The 18264-nt window shown below is 72.3% G+C and carries 10 protein-coding genes; 8 read left to right on the forward strand and 2 right to left on the reverse strand.

Annotated elements, in window-relative coordinates; genetic code table 11:
* Nucleotides 1-2: 2 nt before the first annotated feature.
* Together HTZ77_RS09160 and arfA are read left to right on the forward strand one after the other, a co-directional pair.
* On the forward strand, nt 3-2126 hold the full coding sequence (locus HTZ77_RS09160; RefSeq protein WP_175589034.1) for a family 43 glycosylhydrolase: 2124 nt from the start codon (nt 3-5) through the stop codon (nt 2124-2126).
* Nucleotides 2127-2129: 3 nt separating this feature from the next.
* A complete protein-coding gene (gene arfA, locus HTZ77_RS09165) occupies nt 2130-3611 on the forward strand; it encodes an arabinosylfuranosidase ArfA (RefSeq protein ID WP_175589035.1) in 1482 nt (493 codons plus the stop codon).
* 121 nt (nt 3612-3732) lie between these two features.
* Here arfA and HTZ77_RS09170 read toward each other — a convergent pair whose 3' ends face one another.
* The gene (locus HTZ77_RS09170) at nt 3733-5688 is read right to left on the reverse strand and encodes a right-handed parallel beta-helix repeat-containing protein (RefSeq protein WP_205302323.1); all 1956 of its coding nucleotides are present in this window, start codon (nt 5686-5688) and stop codon (nt 3733-3735) included.
* Nucleotides 5689-5907: 219 nt separating this feature from the next.
* On the opposite strand from HTZ77_RS09170, the gene HTZ77_RS09175 reads away from it, so the two are divergent.
* Entirely contained in the window at nt 5908-6630 is a 723-nt protein-coding gene (locus tag HTZ77_RS09175) for a 3-keto-5-aminohexanoate cleavage protein (protein WP_175589037.1), read from the forward strand.
* 25 nt (nt 6631-6655) lie between these two features.
* Here the strand turns inward: HTZ77_RS09175 and HTZ77_RS09180 are convergent, their stop codons facing one another.
* Nucleotides 6656-7237: a YdeI/OmpD-associated family protein gene (locus HTZ77_RS09180; protein ID WP_328808497.1), complete on the reverse strand. Its 582-nt coding sequence runs from the start codon at nt 7235-7237 to the stop codon at nt 6656-6658.
* Nucleotides 7238-7533: 296 nt separating this feature from the next.
* Here HTZ77_RS09180 and HTZ77_RS09185 point away from each other — a divergent pair, with 296 nt between their 5' ends.
* The 5 genes from HTZ77_RS09185 (at nt 7534) to HTZ77_RS09205 (ending at nt 18256) form a co-directional block, all read left to right on the forward strand.
* Nucleotides 7534-9912 (forward strand): hypothetical protein, encoded by a 2379-nt coding sequence (locus tag HTZ77_RS09185; RefSeq protein ID WP_175589038.1) that lies wholly within the window; start codon nt 7534-7536, stop codon nt 9910-9912.
* Nucleotides 9913-9914: 2 nt separating this feature from the next.
* Nucleotides 9915-12422: a hypothetical protein gene (locus HTZ77_RS09190; protein ID WP_175589039.1), complete on the forward strand. Its 2508-nt coding sequence runs from the start codon at nt 9915-9917 to the stop codon at nt 12420-12422.
* A gap of 111 nt (nt 12423-12533) precedes the next feature.
* Complete coding sequence (locus HTZ77_RS09195; RefSeq protein ID WP_175589040.1) at nt 12534-13946, forward strand: DUF2201 family putative metallopeptidase; 1413 nt, start codon at nt 12534-12536, stop codon at nt 13944-13946.
* Nucleotides 13947-14013: 67 nt separating this feature from the next.
* A complete protein-coding gene (locus HTZ77_RS09200) occupies nt 14014-15867 on the forward strand; it encodes an AAA family ATPase (RefSeq protein WP_328808498.1) in 1854 nt (617 codons plus the stop codon).
* Nucleotides 15868-15925: 58 nt separating this feature from the next.
* Nucleotides 15926-18256 carry a polysaccharide lyase 8 family protein gene (locus tag HTZ77_RS09205; protein ID WP_175589042.1) on the forward strand — a complete coding sequence of 777 codons (2331 nt, stop codon included), beginning with the start codon at nt 15926-15928 and terminating at the stop codon, nt 18254-18256.
* The last annotated feature ends 8 nt before the right edge of the window (nt 18257-18264 follow it).

Below are 18264 nucleotides of genomic sequence, written 5' to 3' on the forward strand. Positions count from 1 at the left end.
CCATGCACCTGGCTGTCATCGCCACGCTGATCCTCTCCCTCTTCACCAATCCGGTGTCCCGCTCCTTCTCCGACACGTTCGCCGACCCGTCGGTGATCCGCGGGCAGGACGGCTACTGGTACTCCTACGGCACCTCGGACCCGCTGCGCGAGGGCGAGAAGGCCCTGCACAGGCTGCCGATCGCCCGCTCGGACAACCTGGTCGACTGGACCTACGTGGGCGACGCGTTCGGGCCGGACAACCTGCCGTCGTACGCGGCGCCGGGCAGTCTGTTCTGGGCGCCGGACATCCGCTACCTCGACGGCCGGTACGTCATGTACTTCACCGTCACCGACACCGCCACCACGCCCGCCGGCTGGGACTACTCGATCGGCGCCGCCACGGCGCCCACGCCGACCGGGCCGTGGACGCACATCGACGCCCCGGTCGTCGCCCCGCGCCCCTCGGGCGGCTCGTACTGGAACACGATCGACCCCGCGCAGTTCACCGACGCGGACGGGCGCAAGTACCTGTACTTCGGCGGGTTCTTCGGCGGCCTGTGGGTCACCGAGCTGTCCGCCGACGGGCTGCACGCCACCGGGCAGCCGCAGCAGGTCGCGATCGACAACAAGTTCGAGGGCGCGTACGTGGTGCGCCACGACGGCTTCTACTACCTGCTCGGCTCCTCGGCCAACTGCTGCGCCGGGCCGACCACCGGCTACTCGGTGCTGGCCGGGCGCTCGACCAGCCCGCGCGGGCCGTTCGTCGACCGCGAGGGCGTGCCGCTGCTGGCCTCGCGCGCCGGCGGCACCCCGGTCCTGGACCAGAACGGCAACCGCTTCATCGGCACCGGCCACCACGCCCAGCTCACCGACCTTTCCGGTCAGGACTGGATGCTCTACCACGCCATCGATCGAAGCGACCCGTTCCTGGACGAGCCGTACGGGATCAACGAGCGGCCCATGCTGCTGGACCGGCTGGACTGGATCGACGGCTGGCCGGCCGTGCGTGCCGGGGCCGGGCCCTCCGAGCGGTCACGGGAGACGCCGGTGACCCGCGGGGTCGTGGACGACCGGTTCGCGGGCGATCTGTCGGGCTGGCGGAACACGGCCGGCTGGACCGTACAGGATGGACATGTCCGTGGCCAGGGCACGCTCCTCAGCCGCGCGTCGCTCGGCGGGGACGTCCGCGTCGAGACCGACCTCAGGACGGACCGGTCCGCCGGGATCCGCGTCGGCGGCACGACCGCGGTCGTCTCGCGCGACGGGCTGACGCTCACCTCGGGCGGCGCGTCCCGTACGGTGGCGCTGCCCGGAGGGGCCACGACCTGGCACAACCTGGCCGTCACCGTCAAGGGACGGACGATCACCGCCGAGGTGACCGAGGCCCGGCTCCGTGACCCGCAGGCGAGCGTCACCGTCACGGGCGGCGCGCACGGCCCGGTCGGGCTGGTCGCCGACGGGGGCGCCGACTTCGACAACGTCTCCGCCGCCCCGCTGTTCAAGGCCGTCACCAGGGCGGCGCCGACGCCGCGTACGGGCAGGCTGCTGGACGCCGACGAGTTCGACGGGCCGCTCGACTCCCGCTGGACCTGGGTGCGGCCGGACGCCGCGGCCAGGACCGAGGAGGGCGTGCTGCGCTGGCCCGTCCAGGGCGCCGACCTGGTCGGGGCCGACAACAAGGCGTCGGTGCTGCTGCGCGAGGCCCCCAGGGGCGACTACGTCGTCGAGACCAAGGTCACGCTCGACCTGGGCGAGGACGCCGTACGCAACTACCAGCAGGCGGGGCTGGTCGCCTACGCCTCCGACGACGACTTCGCCCGCCTGTCCCAGGTCGCCATCTGGAACACCCGCCAGGTCGAGTACGGCCGCGAGCTGCCCTTCGCCGGCCGCCTGTCCTACGGCGGCAACATCGTCGGCCCGCCCGCCAGGACCACCTGGCTGCGGCTGGCGCACCACGTGGACCCGGCCAACGGGGAGCACGAGTTCCGCGCCGGATCCAGCCGCGACGGCAGGACCTGGACCTGGGGCGGCGTGTGGACCTTCCCCAAGGACACGGCCGTGCGCATCGGCCTGGCCGCCCACGGAGGGGCCCAGCCGGCCGTCAACGCCGACTTCGACTATGTACGCGTCTACCGAGGAGCCTGACCTGTGCCGCAAGCACACCTGACCCTTGACCCCTCCTTCCGCATCGCCCCCGTCGAGCGGCGCCTGTTCGGCTCGTTCGTCGAGCACATGGGCCGGTGCGTCTACACCGGCATCTACGAGCCGGGCCACCCGGCGGCCGACGGCGACGGCTTCCGCACCGACGTGCTGGAGCTGACCCGCGAGATGGGCGTGAGCGTGGTCCGCTACCCGGGAGGCAACTTCGTCTCCGGCTACCGCTGGGAGGACGGCGTCGGCCCCGACCGGCCCACGCGGCTGGACCTGGCCTGGCGGCAGATCGAGACGAACGCGTTCGGGCTCAACGAGTTCATGACCTGGACCCGGGCCGCCGGGGTGGAGCCGATGATGGCCGTCAACCTCGGCACCCGGGGCCTCCAGGAGGCGTGTGACCTGCTCGAATACGCCAACCACCCGTCGGGGACGCAGTGGTCGGACCTGCGGGTCAAACACGGAGTGACCGACCCGTACGGGATCAGGCTCTGGTGTCTCGGCAACGAGATGGACGGACCCTGGCAGATCGGCCACAAGACCGCGCACGAGTACGGGCGGCTCGCGAACGAGACCGCCAAGGCCATGCGGCTCGTCGACCCCGGCATCGAGCTGGTGCTGTGCGGCAGCTCCAACAGCGGGATGCCGACGTTCGGCGCGTGGGAGGCCACCGTGCTCGAACACGCCTACGACGCGGTCGACTACCTGTCGCTGCACAACTACTACGAGGAGAACGGCGACCTGCCCGGCTTCCTCTGCAGCGCCGTGGACATGGACCGCTACATCTCGGCCGTCGTGGCCACGGCCGACCACGTCGGGGCGAAGCTCCGGCGCAAGAAGAAGATCAACCTGTCGTTCGACGAGTGGAACGTCTGGAACCAGAGCCGGTTCACCGGGCGCGAGCGCTCGCCGTTCCAGGAGGCGCCGGAGCTGATCGAGGACACCTTCACCGCCGCCGACGCCGTGGTGGTGGGAGACTTCCTGATCACGCTGCTGCGGCACGCCGACCGGGTGAGCATCGCCTGCCAGGCGCAGCTCGCCAACATCATCGCGCCGATCAGGACCGAGCCCGGCGGCCCGGCCTGGCGTCAGACGATCTTCCACCCGTTCGCGCTGACGGCCCGGCACGCGCGCGGCACCGTGCTGCGGGTGGAGCCGTCCGGGCCGCTCCTGGAGACCGAGCGGTACGGCGAGGCGCCCGCGCTGTCGGCGGTGGCCACCGTCGACGGGTCCCGGGTGGCGCTGTTCGCCGTCAACCGGTCGCCCGACCAGGACCTCGACCTCACCGCCCGGCTCCCGGCGGCGGTCCGGCCGGTGTCGGCCTCGGTGATCGCCGCCGGGGACGACCCGCACCGGGTGGAGGCGCTTCCGCAGCCGTTGACCGTACGGGCCGACGGTGACCGGCTGACGGCGCGCTTGCCCGCCGCCTCGTGGACGATGATTCTCGCGGAGTGCGAGAGCCTGCGCGAGCAGCGATGACGTCCGGCCGCGCTCCGGCTCGTGGCCCGGAGCGCGGCGTCGCGATCGAGGCGCGGCATCTTTGACGAACCCCCCGAACCCGGGGGGTTCGAGGGGTTCCGATGTTCCTCAGGTCTGTCGCTCAGGCCTTCGCGGGACGGATCGCCACGTCATCGATCTGGAACGCGGGTCCGGCGGCGCTCGCGTTCCAGACGAAGGTCCAGTCGACGCGGGTCGCGCCCGTGGGCGCGGTGAACGTGCCGGCCGCTTCGGTCCAGGCGGTCTTCCGGGCCAGGGAGATGGCGTCGGTACGCAGCACCGTGCCGGACTCGTCGCGCCACCGCACGTTCCACGTGACGGCGGGCATGGTCGCCACGGCCTCCCGGTACCACAGCGACACCTGGTAGCTCGTGCCGGCGACCACGCCGCTGTACCCGGGGAAGTTGTCGAGCGACACCGCGCTGCCGGACCCCTGGGTGCTGGTCATCTGCAGCGAGCCCGTGCCGCCGTGCGCGCCGCCGGTCTGGTGCGCCACGCCGGCCCCGTACCACGCGGCGTAGGGCGAGGTCGTCGTACCGGACTCGAAGTCCTGCTCGGCGATCGCCGGCGGGGCGGGCGTGCCACCGTCGAACGTGCTGCCGGCGTCCTGGCCGTACTGGGGGCCGACCCACAGCCCGGGCACGATGCGGGTGCCCATGTCGGCGACCCTGAACTGCCACGGTCCCGTGTAGGTGTTGTCGTGCCAGGAGTTGTGCGACCCGTGGACGATCGACTGCTGGATCACGGCGCCCTTGTACGGTGACCAGTCCGGATATGTACCCCAGTTGGACAGCAGGGCCATGTGCCCGCAGTACTGCGTCGAGCAGCCGCCGTTGACGGCACTGGGATTGAAGGCGAACGTGTTGTGGTGGATGTCGACGTTCTTCGTCCACCAGCGGCAGTCGGTGTAGAGCGGCTCGCCGGCGATGGCGGGAGCCGAGCACCGTGAGGTGTTGGTCGGTCCGACGATCAGCGTGCAGTCGCCGGTCGTCGAGGCCGGGCTGTTGCAGAACCGGTCGGCGTTCGCCCACGCGGTGATCCCGCCCCAGTTGTTCTCGAGCACGTTGCCGGTGATCTCGATCTTGCTGGTCCGCGCTTTCACGCGGGGCTCGCCATCCGCCTCGGACAGGTAGATCGCCGCTTCGGGGAACGGGTCGCCCTTCGCCGCCCGCTCGGCACCGGAGGCCCAGGCGTTGCGGCGGATGGTGTTGTTCCGGATCACGGCGTTGTAGCTGATCTCGTAGAAGATCCCGAGCGAGTCGTTGTCCTCGATGAGGTTGTCCTCGATGAGGAAGTCGTTGTTGTTGGTGTCCGCCCAGACCCCCGGCCCGTGGTTGCCGTGGACCCAGTTACCGGTCACATCGGCACCGTTCACCGCCCAGAACTTCATGCCACCGGTGCATCCACACCCAGGGATCTGGTGCTCCCAGTCTTCGGTGTTGTTGCCGGTGAACTCGTTGTCCGCCACCACCAGGCCGGTGATGGTGTTGCCGGACTTGTAGGCGTTCAGGCCGTACTGCCCGTTGTTCTTGAGGCAGTTGCCACGGATCTTGTTCGTGGCCCCGGCCATCAGCCCCGCGCCGGCGTTGTCGCGGATGGTGTTGTGCTCCACGACCCAGCCGTCGCCGGAGTCGTGGTTGACCACGCCCTCATCGTGCGGCGCGACGAACCCGGTGATGGTCAGGTACCGGATCGTGACGCCGGTCGCGCGCTCACCGAACGCGTACCGGTTCAGCCGCTGCCCGTTCAGCACCGCGCCGGGCGCGCCGATGAACGTCGCGCCGTTGCCGGGGACGATCTGGGCATACGTGCCGGTGCCCAGCGTGTGCGTGCCGGTCTCGAAGTAGTACGTGGTGTTCGCCTGGCGTAAGTTCACACCGCTGTTGTCGCCCTCGGGGACCACGACCGCGCCGGCGGGCGGTGTGGTCGGGCCGTTCAGCGACGAGCTCCCGCAGACCGCTGCCGTTGCCGTCGTCGTCTCGGTTGCCTTGTCGACCGCGTCGCCACTCGCCGGCGTCGCGCCGCCCATGACAACCGTGGCGAGGGCCACCAACGCCACTGGCCAGGTTCTTCGCATTCCTGTTCCCTTCCAGGTCTTGACCAGCCCTGGGCGCACTCGACCGTCGGCCGTCGTCGCTGTAGCCAGAGCTCGCGCCAAGCCTCAAGATCAAACGCTGAGAGAGTACTGCAGGGCCGATGCCGGCGTCCTGCTGATCAGGGACAGCGACGGACATCACACGGCGAGCAGGCGCTGATCGCCGCCGGGCATCATGACCGCATGCTGCAAGTGTGTCCCAACGGCGCCCGCGACCGGCGTGCGTGCCCGAACCTGCCGATCTCACCGGCCGAACTGGCCGCGGCGGTCAGGGAAGCCGTCGCCGCCGGCGCGACGGACGTCCACCTCCACCCGAAAACCCCCGAAGGCGCCGACACCCTGATCCCGGACCACGTGGCCGCCGCGGTCACCGCGGTACGCGAGGCCGTTCCCGGCATACCGGTCGGGGTCACCACCGGCGCGTGGGCCGCACCGGATCCCCGCCAGCGGGTCGAGCTCATCCGGTCCTGGTCCGTCCTGCCCGACCACGCCTCGGTCAACTGGCACGAGGACGGCGCGGAGGAGGTGGCCGAGGCGCTGCTGGAGCGCGGCGTCGGGATCGAGGCCGGCATCTTCTCCGGAACGCCTGCGCCGCGCAGGTTCCTGGCCTCCCCGCTCGCGGGCGGCGTCCTGCGGGTGCTCGCGGAGGTGACCGACACCGACCCGCGCACGGCGCGAGCCGCCGCGCGCACGCTGCTGGGCGAACTCGGCGACGGGCTGCGGGCGCCAGTCCTCCTCCACGCCGAGGACGGGGCCGCGTGGCCGGTCCTCAGGCTGGCGGGCGAGCTCGGGCTCGCCACGCGCATCGGACTTGAGGACGTGCTGGAGCTGCCCGACGGAACTCCGGCGACGACCAACGCCGAGCTGGTCCGCGCCGCCCGCGCCGTGCTCGGCCCGGCTCACTGACCGGTCCGCCGTCGCTCCGCGGGGATCAGGGATAGATCTTCTTGTTCTCCCGCAGCATCGCGACGAACTTCTCGATGCGCGCCGCCCGGGTGGCGGCCTTCTTGGCGTCGCCCACCCGGTGGAGGATCGCGAAGCGGTTCCTGCTGTCCAGCGTGGCGAAGAACGCCGCCGCGGCCGGGTCGGCGTCCAGGGCCGCCCGCAGGTCGTCGGGCACCTCCGCGGTCTTCTGCGGGGCGTAGGCCGCCTCCCACCTGCCGTCGGCCCTGGCCGCCTCGATCTGGGCCAGGCCGGCGCGGCGCATCATCCCGGCGGCGACGAGTTCATCGGCCCGGACGCGGTTCACCTGCGACCACCTGCTCCTGGCCGTGCGCGGGGTGAAGCGCTGCAGCCAGTGCTCGGCGTCGAACGTGCGCTTCTGCCCGTCGATCCAGCCGAAGCACAGCGCCACGTCGAGCGCCTCGGCGTAGCTGACCGAGGCGATGCCGGACTCCTTCTTCGCGATCTTCAGCCAGAGCCCCGGCACCGCTTCGTGCTCGGCTTCCAGCCAGTTCTCGAACGCGGCCTGGGAGGGGAAGGCGAGGATGGGGAGGTCTTGCTTTTCCGTCACGATCTGCAGCACTCCTTCAAGCGGAAGACCAACGGCGAGCGGACGTGGCACATGCTACGGCGCGCCCTTCCTCCCAGGACGCCCTGATCGGCCCGGCGGTGACGGCGTTGATCAACTAAACTCCCACGCCTGCCCGTCGCCCCTCCCCGACGACACCATCGGAGTCCCCCATCAGCAGCTCGAACCTGTTACAAGTCTCCGCACTGGACGATTGGCGCCACCCTCTCGCCTCGGCCTCGGACGTCCTCGCGCCCGCCCTCGGCGCGGGCCTGCTACCGGACGCGCTCATCGAGGCCGTGTTCGCCGACGACGACCCCGTGCGGCTCGGCCGGCTGGCCGGCAACAAATCGCTCATCGCCGCCGAGCCGTCGCTGGTCGACCGGCTCGCCGCCACCGGCTACGCCGACGTGATGAAGGGGGCTCTGGGCAGCATGGTCGACGTCATGTCGGACAAGCCCTCACTGTGGTCGCGCGCATGGTCGCCGCGTGCCCGGCGGAACATCCTGGCGGCCCCCCGCGGCGCCGGCTGGACCGGCCCGGAAGGCGCGCTCGCCGACCTGTTCGAGTTCACGTGCACCATGCCGCAGGCCGCCGTGGTCTGTCCCCTGCCGGGCGCCGCGCGTACCTGCCTGGAGAAGGCGGGCGGCACGCTCACCCGCGCCGAGCAGCTTCGCGCCCTGCTCACCATCCACGACCACGACGGCGGGCGGGCCGCCCTGGAGCAGCTCGCCGACGCCGGCGCCCTGCGCCCCGACGTCGTAGAGGTCGTACGGGAGGCGCTGACCGACGCCGGCGCCCTGCGGAAGGCGGTCGAGCTCGCCGAGGGCACCGGCGGACTGATCGAGGAGCTCCACGACGACCGTCCGGAGCAGCGTCGTGAGGAGTGCCTGGCGCTGCGCGAACAGATCGACTGGACCGCCGTGGCCGCCGCCGCCGCGAGCCGGCCCTTCGACGAGAAGGCCACCGCGCTGCTGATCGCCCGCCCCGACTTTCCCAACGAGCTCCGTACGGCCTGGTATCAGGAGCGGGGCGTGCTGGTCGCGACCCACTCGGCACGCGTGGACCCGGGGATGTTCACTCTGGACCCGGGCGGGCCGCGCGCCGCCAAGGCGACGGCCGTCCTGGTACGCCGCGGGCTCGACGAGGGGCTCTCAGCCGCGCAGGTGCTGGAGTCGGCGCGGCCCGCCGCCGCGGTGCTGGAGGCCGTCCGGCAGCCGCCCGAGGCGAGCGGCGGCGCGTGGAGAGATCTCGCGGCCCTGCTCGCCGACCTGGTTCGCGAGCGCCTGGGAGACGACGTCGAGGCGTGGCGGTCGGCGCGGGCGCTGCTGTCCCGGTTCGGCGGGACGGTTCCCGAGCTCCTCGACAAGTCCGCCACCACATCGGCGAAGTCCGAAGGCGGCTGGCCCGGCGGGGCCGGCATGCCCGCCCCGGAGCGTTCCTCCTCGGTCACCGGCGCACGGGCGGCCTTCCTCACGCTGCTGGACGCCGCGCCCACCGCCACGCACGCCGCCCTGCTGCCCCATCTGGACGATCGCACCGTCTGCGACCTGTTCGGTCACGGGCGGTGGCGGACGGAGTGGATCGACCTCGCGCTGACCGCGCGGCAGCCCGGCTGCGTACGGGTGCTGGCGAACTGCGCCTCGCTCACCGCCGGCGCCGTCGAGGCGCTGATGCGTCTGGACGATCCCGCCGTCAACGCCCGCCTGTTCCGGCGGTCCGGCGCCACGGCCCCGCAGCGCGAGCGCCTGCTGTCCGGACGTCCCATGCGAGAGGGCGCCACGGAGCCGCTGCCGCTCGACCCCGCCCTGATCCAGGAGCTCATGCGACGCACCTCGGGATGGCGTGGACGCGACCCGGTGGACTGTGCCGACGTCGAGCTGCAACGGCACATCCTGGAGCACGTCCGGGTCCGCGGGATCGTCCCGCAACTACGGATGGTGCTGAACCTGTGGGAGCGCCACGGCGCGGACGCGGTGGCCGCGCTCCTGGAGAACCCGCCGAGGGCGGTCTCCCACACCCGCATGGTCATCCGCAGGGAGGTCCGCAAGACCGTCACGAGGTTGCTGGCCGGAAAGGACCGTGACGCCGCCCTCGCCGAGCTCCGGGCGGAGGTCGCCGAGGGCGAGACGGTCCGATGGCAGAGCGCGGCGCTGCGCGAGCAGCACTTCTCCGGAGCCGAGCTGTTCCGGGAGGCCCACCACTGGCGCTGGGCGGAGCTGCTGGCCGAGCACGCCCGTCACCCGCTGCCTCCCCTGGTGCTGAAGGGGCTGAGCAACATCCCCGAGTGTTCCCGGGAGTTCCGCGACGAGTCCGAGGCGATCGGCGACGACAGCGCGCCGGACGAGCTCCAGCTCCTGCTGGACGAGGGCCGGACGTCACTGGAGATCCTGGGCGCCTCGAACATCACCCCCTACTGGGGGAGCTGGCTGCTCCAGGCGGTCAGGTGGGAGGGGTTGACCTGGGACGACGTCCTTGAGCACGCGCGTCCGGCCCATGTCGTCCTGAAAGGCTGGGGCGACCACATGCGGACGCAGCTCGCCCCGCTGGTACGTGAGCACCTCGACCCCAGCCCGCAGGCCTGGGTGCTGGCTCTGCGCATGCTGCCCGAGTTCACCGGATCGGTGGCCGAGCTGGTGCGCACCGCGGCCGCCGCCACCGGCGTCGAAACGGAGTGAACATGTCTGGATACCACTGGGCCGAGGTCCCGGCGCTGGTCGAGGCCGCCACGGTCGAGGACTGGACCCGGCCGCTGGCCGGGGCCGCCGACGTCATCGAGAAGGTGCTTCGCGTCGGCCGGCGGATCCCCGACAGCCTGCTGCGGGACGCGCTGGCCGTACGCGAGCCCCGGTTCCTGGCCGCCGTGCTCGACAACGCGCGGCTCCTCGCCGACCCCGCCGCGCGGGACCGGATCGAGCAGGTGCTGGCCGGCGACGTCACGCCGTTCGTCGAGACGCTGATGTCCGCCAGGGCCACCAGGGACCGCGCCGACGTGCGCGAGCGGCTGGCCGCGACCGGGCGTCCCGAGGTCGTCGAGCGCGCCCACCTGGGGCACCCGGCCTGGTCGTGGCGGCTGCGCCGCGAGGTCGTCGCCGCCGCCGAGCACCCGGATCCGTCGCCGGTGCTCGACCACGCGCGGCGCGTCCTCGAATCCGGTGAGCCCGAGCTGGGGCTGGTCGCCGACCAGCTCGACGCGCTGCTGACGCTCCACGACCACGCCGAGGACGGCCTGGAGCGGCTCGCACGCGTCGACGCCGGGCCGTTGCGGCCGGAGGTCGCCGGCGTGCTCCGGACCGTCCTCGACACGGGCGACGCGGGCGTCCTGCGCGCGGCGGCCGAACGGGCCGAAGGCGTCGAAGGTCTGCTCGCCGAGCTGTACGACGGGAAGACGCCCGGGGACCACCGCCGGTCCCTGGAGTGGCGCGAGCCGCTGGACTGGGCGGCCCTCACCGCCGCCGCGCGGAAGAAGCCGTTCGTCAAGGACGCCGCGGCCGCTGTGACGGCTCGTCCCGACTGTCCCGGCGAGCTGCGCGTCCTGCTCTACGCCCGGCATCCCACGGTGGTCGCCGAGAACGCCGCGCACCTGGACGTGGAGCTGGTGCGGGCCGACTGCAACAAGCGCGGCCGGGCCAAGGCGACGCGGATCCTGGTCTCGCGTGGGCTGGGGCGGGGGATCAGCGGGGCCGACCTGGCCGCCCACGGCGCACCTGCCGTCGCGGTCCTCGAAGCCGTGCGGGGCGTCCGGCGGGAGTACGCGCCGGCGGTCGACGAGTTCACCGAGCGGCTGTCGGACCTCGTCGAGAAGCACCTGGGGGACGACGTCGGCGCCTGGCGGTCCGCCCGCGCCCTGCTGAAGGACTTCCCCGGCACCATCCCGGACCTGCTCGCCGAGGCCGCGGCGAGCAAACCAGTCGCCGGGTCCGCGACGAGCCCGATGGACGGTGAGTGGCCGGATGCCGCGTCCTGCCCCTACTCCTCGGCCCCGTCCTCCTACACCGGAGTGCGGCTCGCTTTCGCGACGCTGCTGGACGCGGCCGCCGACTCCGCGCACGAGGCCCTGACGCCCCATCTCGACGGGCAGACCACGCACGACCTCTACCGTCTGTGCGCGTGGCGTCCGGGCTGGCCCGACCAGGCGCTGGCGACCGCTCCCAAGGGCAGGGTGTCCCCGGCGTGGATCCTGGCCGGCCGGCCCGGCCTGGACGCTGAGGCGATCGAACGGCTGATGAGCACCGCCGACCCCGAGGTGCTCCTCCTGCTGTTCTGGCACGCCGCCTGCACCGATGACCAGCGCGCCAGGATCATCGCCGTCGCGGAGGAGCGGCCGGACCCGGAGTACGCCTTCCCGACCCGGCCCGAACACGCCCAGAACTGGCGCGTCGCCGACCTCTACGCATGCTCCCACACCGACCTCTTCGACACGATGCTCCGCACGGTGTACGTCCTCGGCCCCATCCCGCAGTTGCGGTTGTTCCTGCACGTCTGGCGGACGTGGGGGGCCGAGGCGGTCGCCGCGATGCTCTCCGAGCCGCCCGTCACCTTCTCCACCTACGACAGGTCCCGCGAGGTGATCGAGGACCTGCTGAGGCGGCCGGACCGCCGGTCGGCGCTGGCGGAGCTCGAGACGCGGGTCGCGGAGGGCACGTCCGTTCAGGCGCAGATCGCGATGTGGCGCACCCGCAGGGACCGGGCCGCGATGTTCAAGGAGACCCACCGGTGGCACTGGGCGGAGCTGCTGGCCGAGCACCGCCGCGAGCCCTTCCACGGCGACATCGTCGGCCTGCTCCCCCGCGTGCCCGACTGCCCGGAGGAGTTCCGCAGGGAGGCCGAGACCGTGCTGCTGACCTTCGAAGGGAAGATGTACGGCCGGCTGATGTCGGGCATTCCCCCCGAGAAGGTCCTCGCGACGTTCGAGATCGGCCACCCCGACGGCTGGCTGATCCCCGCCATCGAGGCGGGCCGCGTCACCTGGGCCCAGGCCGTGGAGCACGGCTTCCCCGCCGAGAACGTGCTCAGGCACCTCAACCGGCACGGCCGGGACGGCGGCGGGCACGAAGCCCTGTCGGCCCTCATGCGCGACACCCTCAAGGACAGCCCGGAAGCCTGGCTGCTGGCCGTGAGCATGCTGCCGGGGTTCACCGGATCGATCACCGAACTGCTGCGCACCGCCGCGACCGCGGTGGGCTGAGCGCGGCCACCGGTCAGTGCGGCCGCCGCATTGTCGGTGGCGATCAGTGCGGCCGCCGCATTGTCGGTGGCGATCAGTAGGGTGCGGATGCCGACGACACGAGGGGGAACGATGAGCACTGCGTCCGGACAACGGCACGCCGGCCGCGGGCGCGTCATCGATCTCACCGACCGGCGCGCCCTGGCCGATCACGAGCCGGCCGACCCCGCCGTCATCGAGCGGGCCCACCGGCTCAAGGAGGCCGCGCTGCTCGACTTCGGCATCAGGGACAGCGCCGTGGCGTCCTGGCTCTACGCCAAGTGCCACCACCAGATCCCGACGACCGCCGTCCCCACGGCGGCGGTCGTCGCCTCGGGCGACGGCACCTGCCTGCTGCTGTACAACCCCGGCTTCTTCGTCGCCCTGGGCATCCACGGCGTCAAGTTCGTGCTCTACCACGAGGCCCGTCACCTCATCCAGCGCCACCTCTACGTCGAGGAGGGGCTGCGCACCGACCCCGTGTTCACCCTGGCCACCGAGGTGACCATCAACCACGTGGTGCTCACCCGGCTGGGCAGGCACGAGCTGCCCCGCTCGGAGGAGGACGAGAAGATCGGCATCGACCCGAGGGCCGTCCACCGGCGGTACACCGAGGATCTGCGCGCCCAGGGCCTGAGCCCGCTGTCCTACGACGAGTTCGTCGTCACCGACCTGTCGGTCTACGGCGAGCTCAAGCGGATGACGAACCCGCCGGTGCCGCCGCCGCTCTGCGTCCACATGGACGGCGACGGCGTCCCGATGGATCCGGAGACCGTGGAGCGGGTCGCCCAGGAGGTGCTGGGCGAGGTCATGCGCCAGGCCCTGGGAGGCAACGAGCAGGCCCGCTCCGAGCTGCTCGACCTGGCCGGGCGCACCGAGGGCGGCGGCGACCGGCTCACCCGCATGTGGGGCAACCTGGGTCTGGCGGCGCTGCGCGGCGAGACCCCGCGCACCCGCAGGGTCGAGTGGTGGAAGCGCTGGCTCGTCGACACGCTGGCCTCCAGGCTGCGCGAGGGCGAGCGCCTGGTCTACCCCAAGAAGCTGGGCGCGGTGCTGCTGGCGCTGGGGCACGACCCGATGTTGTCGCGGCGCGGCCCCGAGCGCACCAAGGTGGTGCTGGTGGCCATCGACACCTCGGGATCCATGTCCGACGAGGTGGTGGAGTGGCTGACCACGCTCGTCGGACAGACCGAGGGCGTGCAGACGCACTGGCTGAGCTTCGACGGCCAGGTCATGCCGTTCGTCCCGGGCGAGCGGGTGCTGGGCGGCGGCGGCACGAACTTCCAGAACGTCGTCGACTACGCCGAGGGCCGCCTGGAGGTCGGCGGCCGCGCGTTCGACCTCACCCCCGATGCCGTGATCATGGTGACGGACGGCTACGCCCCCCACGTCACCCCGGCCGATCCCGACCGGTGGATCTGGCTGATCACCGATGGCGGCGACACCTGGCCCGAGACGCACAGACCGCCGATGGCCTGCCACCGGGTCACCACCGGCGACCGCTGATCCGCCCGCCACAAGAGACCAGAACCGCCGCACGAGGTCCGCCGCACGAGACGGAGAGAACCCCCACGTGACCATCACCGAGCCCGCTCTCACGGTCCCCGCCGGCTGGAAGCCCAGCGCCACCTACCCCGAGCCGCCGCGGAAGGCCGCCCGGCCGCGGCTGGAGCGCTTCATCGACGCCATGCTGTCCATGGGGCAGACCGGGCAGGTCTTCGGCGAGCACGGCATCGGCAAGACCTCGACCTTCCTGTCGTACATCCCCCAGGCGTACCCGGGCACCGAGGTCGTGCTGATCCCCGCGGCCAACCTGACCCCCGACGACCTGCTGGTCAACGCGCCCGTGCGCGACGAGCGCAGCGGCGAGCTCGCGCTGCGCCAGCTGCTGATGCGCCAGCTCCGCCCGGGGCGGCCCTTCGTGTTGCTGATCGACGACTCGCTGCAGGCCGGCGACACGATCCAGGCGCAGCTCATGCAGGTCGCCTGCAACTGGACGCTCGGCGAGCACGACCTGCGCGCCCTGGGATGCGTGGGGGTGTTCCTCACGGACAACGAGTCGGCGGCCGAGACCAGCGCGCGCCGCAGCGACCTGGCCGTCCTCGACCGCATGGTGACCCTCCGCATCACCGCCAACGACACCGGCTGGCGGCACCACCTGGCGGCCCGGCACCCCGACCGGGATCTCACCGAGGTGTTCCGGCTCTGGGCCGGGCTGAGCCCGTACCTGCGCCACCTGCTCTCCCCGCGCACGCTGGAGCACGTCCTCGACTGCGCCCGCGAAGGGTTCCCGCTGCGGTGGGGGCTGCCGCTGCTGAACGGCGCCCGCGTCGAGCTGTCCGAGCCCCAGCAGGACGGGTCGCCGGGCAAGGACCGCACCGGCGAGATCCTCGACCGCATCGCGACGGCGGTGGGCGCGGCCAATCCCCCGCGGGTCCCCGACCCGGTGCGGCGCATCCTGCGCGCGGCCGTGCGCAACCGGTGGGCGGTGCTGCTGCAAGGGCCGCCCGGCTGCGGCAAGACCGAGGTCACCAAGCAGGTCGTCGCCGAGGAGATCGGGCGGCCTCCGGTCTACTTCTCGCTGCCGGTCACCAACGTCGAGGACCTGTGCGTGCCGATCCCGACCCCTGACGGCACACTCGACGTGCTGCTGACCCGGTCACTGCTGGGGCCCGATCCCAAGGTGCTCGTCTGGGACGAGTACAACCGCCCCAAGGACAAGTCGACCTTCGCCAAGCTGATGGAGGTCACCCAGGAGTGGTCGCTCGCCGGGCGCCCGATCAGCAACCTGCGCGCCCAGGTCGCGTTGCAGAACCCGCCCTACCACCTGGGCCGCAAGCTGCTGGTCAGCTCCAACAACGTGGCCCAGGCGAGCCGGTTCACGGTCAGCTACGAGGTGCGTCCCGAGGACATCCCGGCCAACCAGTGGCTGATCGACACCTACGGCGAGGTCGCCGAGGTGGTGCTCGACTGGTGGAAGAACGACATCGACGACGAGGGCCGCGAGTGGGTGACCAAGCGCACCCTGGAGCGGCTGATCAAGCTCCACCAGGTCGGCGAGCCGCTGGAGACCGGCCTGATCTACCTGGGCGAGGGCGAGTACGCCCCGATCCCGCTCGCCGGGCTGCGGGAGCGGCTGTCGGGGCGCAGATCGATCGGCATCCGCGAGCTCGCCGCGGAGGCCGACGCGTGGGAGGCGCGGCTCGCGGCGGCGGCCGCGGCCTCCGGCGAGGGCACCGCCGACTCCGACACCGTCCACCAGATCTTCGCCAACGCGGAGGTGTCGCAGTTGCGCGAGCACATCGAGGTGGTGGCCCGGTTGCTGCGCCACCTGCCGCCCAAGCTGCGCGCGACGTACCTGGTGGGGCAGGCCGAGGGCAGGCAGCGGTTCTGGGTGGACGCCTTCGCCAGGATGGCGAAGGGGTGATCCCTGGCGGCTCCGCTGCGCGATGTCCGGACACTGATCGACATATGATTTTTCCTTGATGCACGCCAGATTTGCCGGAAAGGCCGCCATGCCCCACTCCCTCAGCCGGCGGTCCGCCCTGCTCGGCGCGGCGGCCCTGGCCGGCCTCGCCCTGGCGCGGAGACCGGCCGTGGCGTCCGAAGCGGCGGCCGGCGCCGCCGCGTTCGACGCCGCGCGCGAGCGGTGGGTGAGCCTGCTGGCCGGAGGGTCGTACGACCCCACCTACCTGGAGCGGACGCAGGCGGTCGAGGGCTCGGCCAACGCCGTGCTGCGCAAGCTCGCGCCCGACCCCGGCCGCCCGAGCCTGTGGCCCGACCTGCCGCTCGACGACCCCGCGACCGGCAACTTCAACCGCGCCTACAACCGCATGCGCGCGCTGGCGCTGGGCTGGGCCACGCCGGGCACCGCCATGCACGGCGACAGGCGGGTCGCCGAGACCGCGGCCGGCGCACTGGACTTCCTGTACGAGCACGCCTACAACGAGGGCCTCGACCGGCGGGGCAGCAACTGGTACTGGTGGGAGATCGGCGTCCCCCGCTCGCTGACCGACACCTGCGCCCTGATGTACGACGGCCTGCCCAGGGACCGCCTCGAACGCTGGCTGCGCCCGTTACATCGGTGGTGCCCCGACCCGGAGCGGCGCGTCAGCCATCCCGGCGTCGTCGAGACCGGCTCCAACCGGGCGGGCAAGGCCATGGCGGTGGCGATGCGCGGCCTGCTCACCCACGACGCGGGCCTGATCGAGCGGGCCAGGGACGCGGTCTCCGCCCTGCTGCGGCCGACCTCCGGGCCGGGCGACGGCTTCTACCGTGACGGGTCGTTCATCCAGCACGGCGTGTACCCCTACAACGGCAGCTACGGCGTGGACTACCTGGACAGCGTGGCCAAGCTCATCGCCATGCTCGCGCGCTCGCCGTGGCAGATCACCGGCATCGGCGACGTCTACGACATCGTGGACCGCTCGTTCGTCCCGTTCATCTTCGACGGGCTGATGATGGACTGCGTCCGCGGGCGGCAGATCTCGGTGCAGGGTCACCGCGACTTCCATTCGGGGCAGAAGGCGGTCGAGGCCGTCCTCACGCTGCTGGAGGCGGCGCCCGAGCGCCATGCCCGGCGCTGGCGGCCGATGGTGAAGGGCTGGCTCACCCGCAACACGGCCATCCCGTACGACACGCTCGCGCCGCTGCCGAGCATCGCGGAGGCCAGGGCCCTGCTGGAGGACGCGTCGGTGCCGGTCGGCCCGCGTACGACGGGCACGTACGTCTTCGCCGACATGGACCGGGTCGTGCACCGCCGCCCCACCTGGGCGTACGCGATCGCGATGAGCTCGGAGCGCGTCGGCGCGGCCGAGGCCATGAACCGGGAGAACCTGCACGGCTGGTACACCGGCGACGGCATGACCTACCTCTACACCGCCGATCTCACCCACTGGAACGACGACCTGTGGCCCACGATCGACCCGTACCGGCTGCCGGGCACGACGGTCGACCGCCGCAGACGGGCCGATCTGCCGCACAGCGGGCGCGCCCTGCCGCCCACCCCGTGGGCGGGCGGCGTGGCGCTCGACGGCGAGTGCGGCGTGGCGGCCATGAAGCTGGTCGCCGACGGCTCCTCGCTGCGGGCCAAGAAGGCGTGGTTCCTGCTCGACGACGCGGTGATCGCCCTCGGCGCCGGGATCACCGCCTCCGACGGCCGCCGCGCCGAGACGATCGTGGAGAACCGCAACACGCACGACGCGCACCCGCCGCTGGCCCGGGGCGACGGCTGGGTCCACCTGTCCGGCGTGGCGGGCTACGCGCTGCTCGACGGCGCCAAGCCGAAGGTGATCCGCGAGCAGCGCACCGGCCGCTGGCGCGACATCGACAAGGGCGCCACCACCGGGGGCGACACGACCCCCGTCACCAGGCACTACACGACCATCCTGATCGACCACGGCGTGGACCCGCACCGGGCCCGCTACGCCTACGCCGTGCTGCCCGACGCCTCCGTCGCGCAGACCGCGGCCTACGCCCGGCGGGTCGAGATCCTCGCCAACTCCGGAACGGCGCAGGCCATCTCCCACGGCGACCTGCTCGCCGCCGTCTTCTGGCGCGCCGGGACCGTCGAGACCGCGCACGGGCCGCTCACCGCCGACGGCCCGTGCGCGCTGCTGATCCGCCGCGACCACGGGCGGGTACGGCTCGCGGTCTCCGACCCGTCCAGGACCGCCGACGAGGTGCGGATCAGGCTGCCCTGGCCAGTCAGGTCGGTCAAGGAGGGCGGCCACGGGGTGCGCAGGTCCAAGAGGGGGGTCAAGGTGAAGGTCGGCGGCAGCCGCGGGCACGCCCGCACCGCCGTGGTGCGCGTCTGAGAGCTCCA

This window comes from Nonomuraea montanisoli, assembly GCF_013363975.1.
GTDB lineage: Bacteria > Actinomycetota > Actinomycetes > Streptosporangiales > Streptosporangiaceae > Nonomuraea > Nonomuraea montanisoli.

What these genes read in the sequence shown, in the direction of transcription:
- HTZ77_RS09175 (WP_175589037.1), top strand. Translation starts at nt 5,908, where the DNA reads ATGCTGCAAGTGTGTCCCAACGGCGCCCGCGACCGGCGTGCGTGCCCG.
- HTZ77_RS09190 (WP_175589039.1), top strand. Translation starts at nt 9,915, where the DNA reads ATGTCTGGATACCACTGGGCCGAGGTCCCGGCGCTGGTCGAGGCCGCC.
- HTZ77_RS09160 (WP_175589034.1), top strand. Translation starts at nt 3, where the DNA reads ATGCACCTGGCTGTCATCGCCACGCTGATCCTCTCCCTCTTCACCAAT.
- HTZ77_RS09205 (WP_175589042.1), top strand. Translation starts at nt 15,926, where the DNA reads ATGCACGCCAGATTTGCCGGAAAGGCCGCCATGCCCCACTCCCTCAGC.
- HTZ77_RS09195 (WP_175589040.1), top strand. Translation starts at nt 12,534, where the DNA reads ATGAGCACTGCGTCCGGACAACGGCACGCCGGCCGCGGGCGCGTCATC.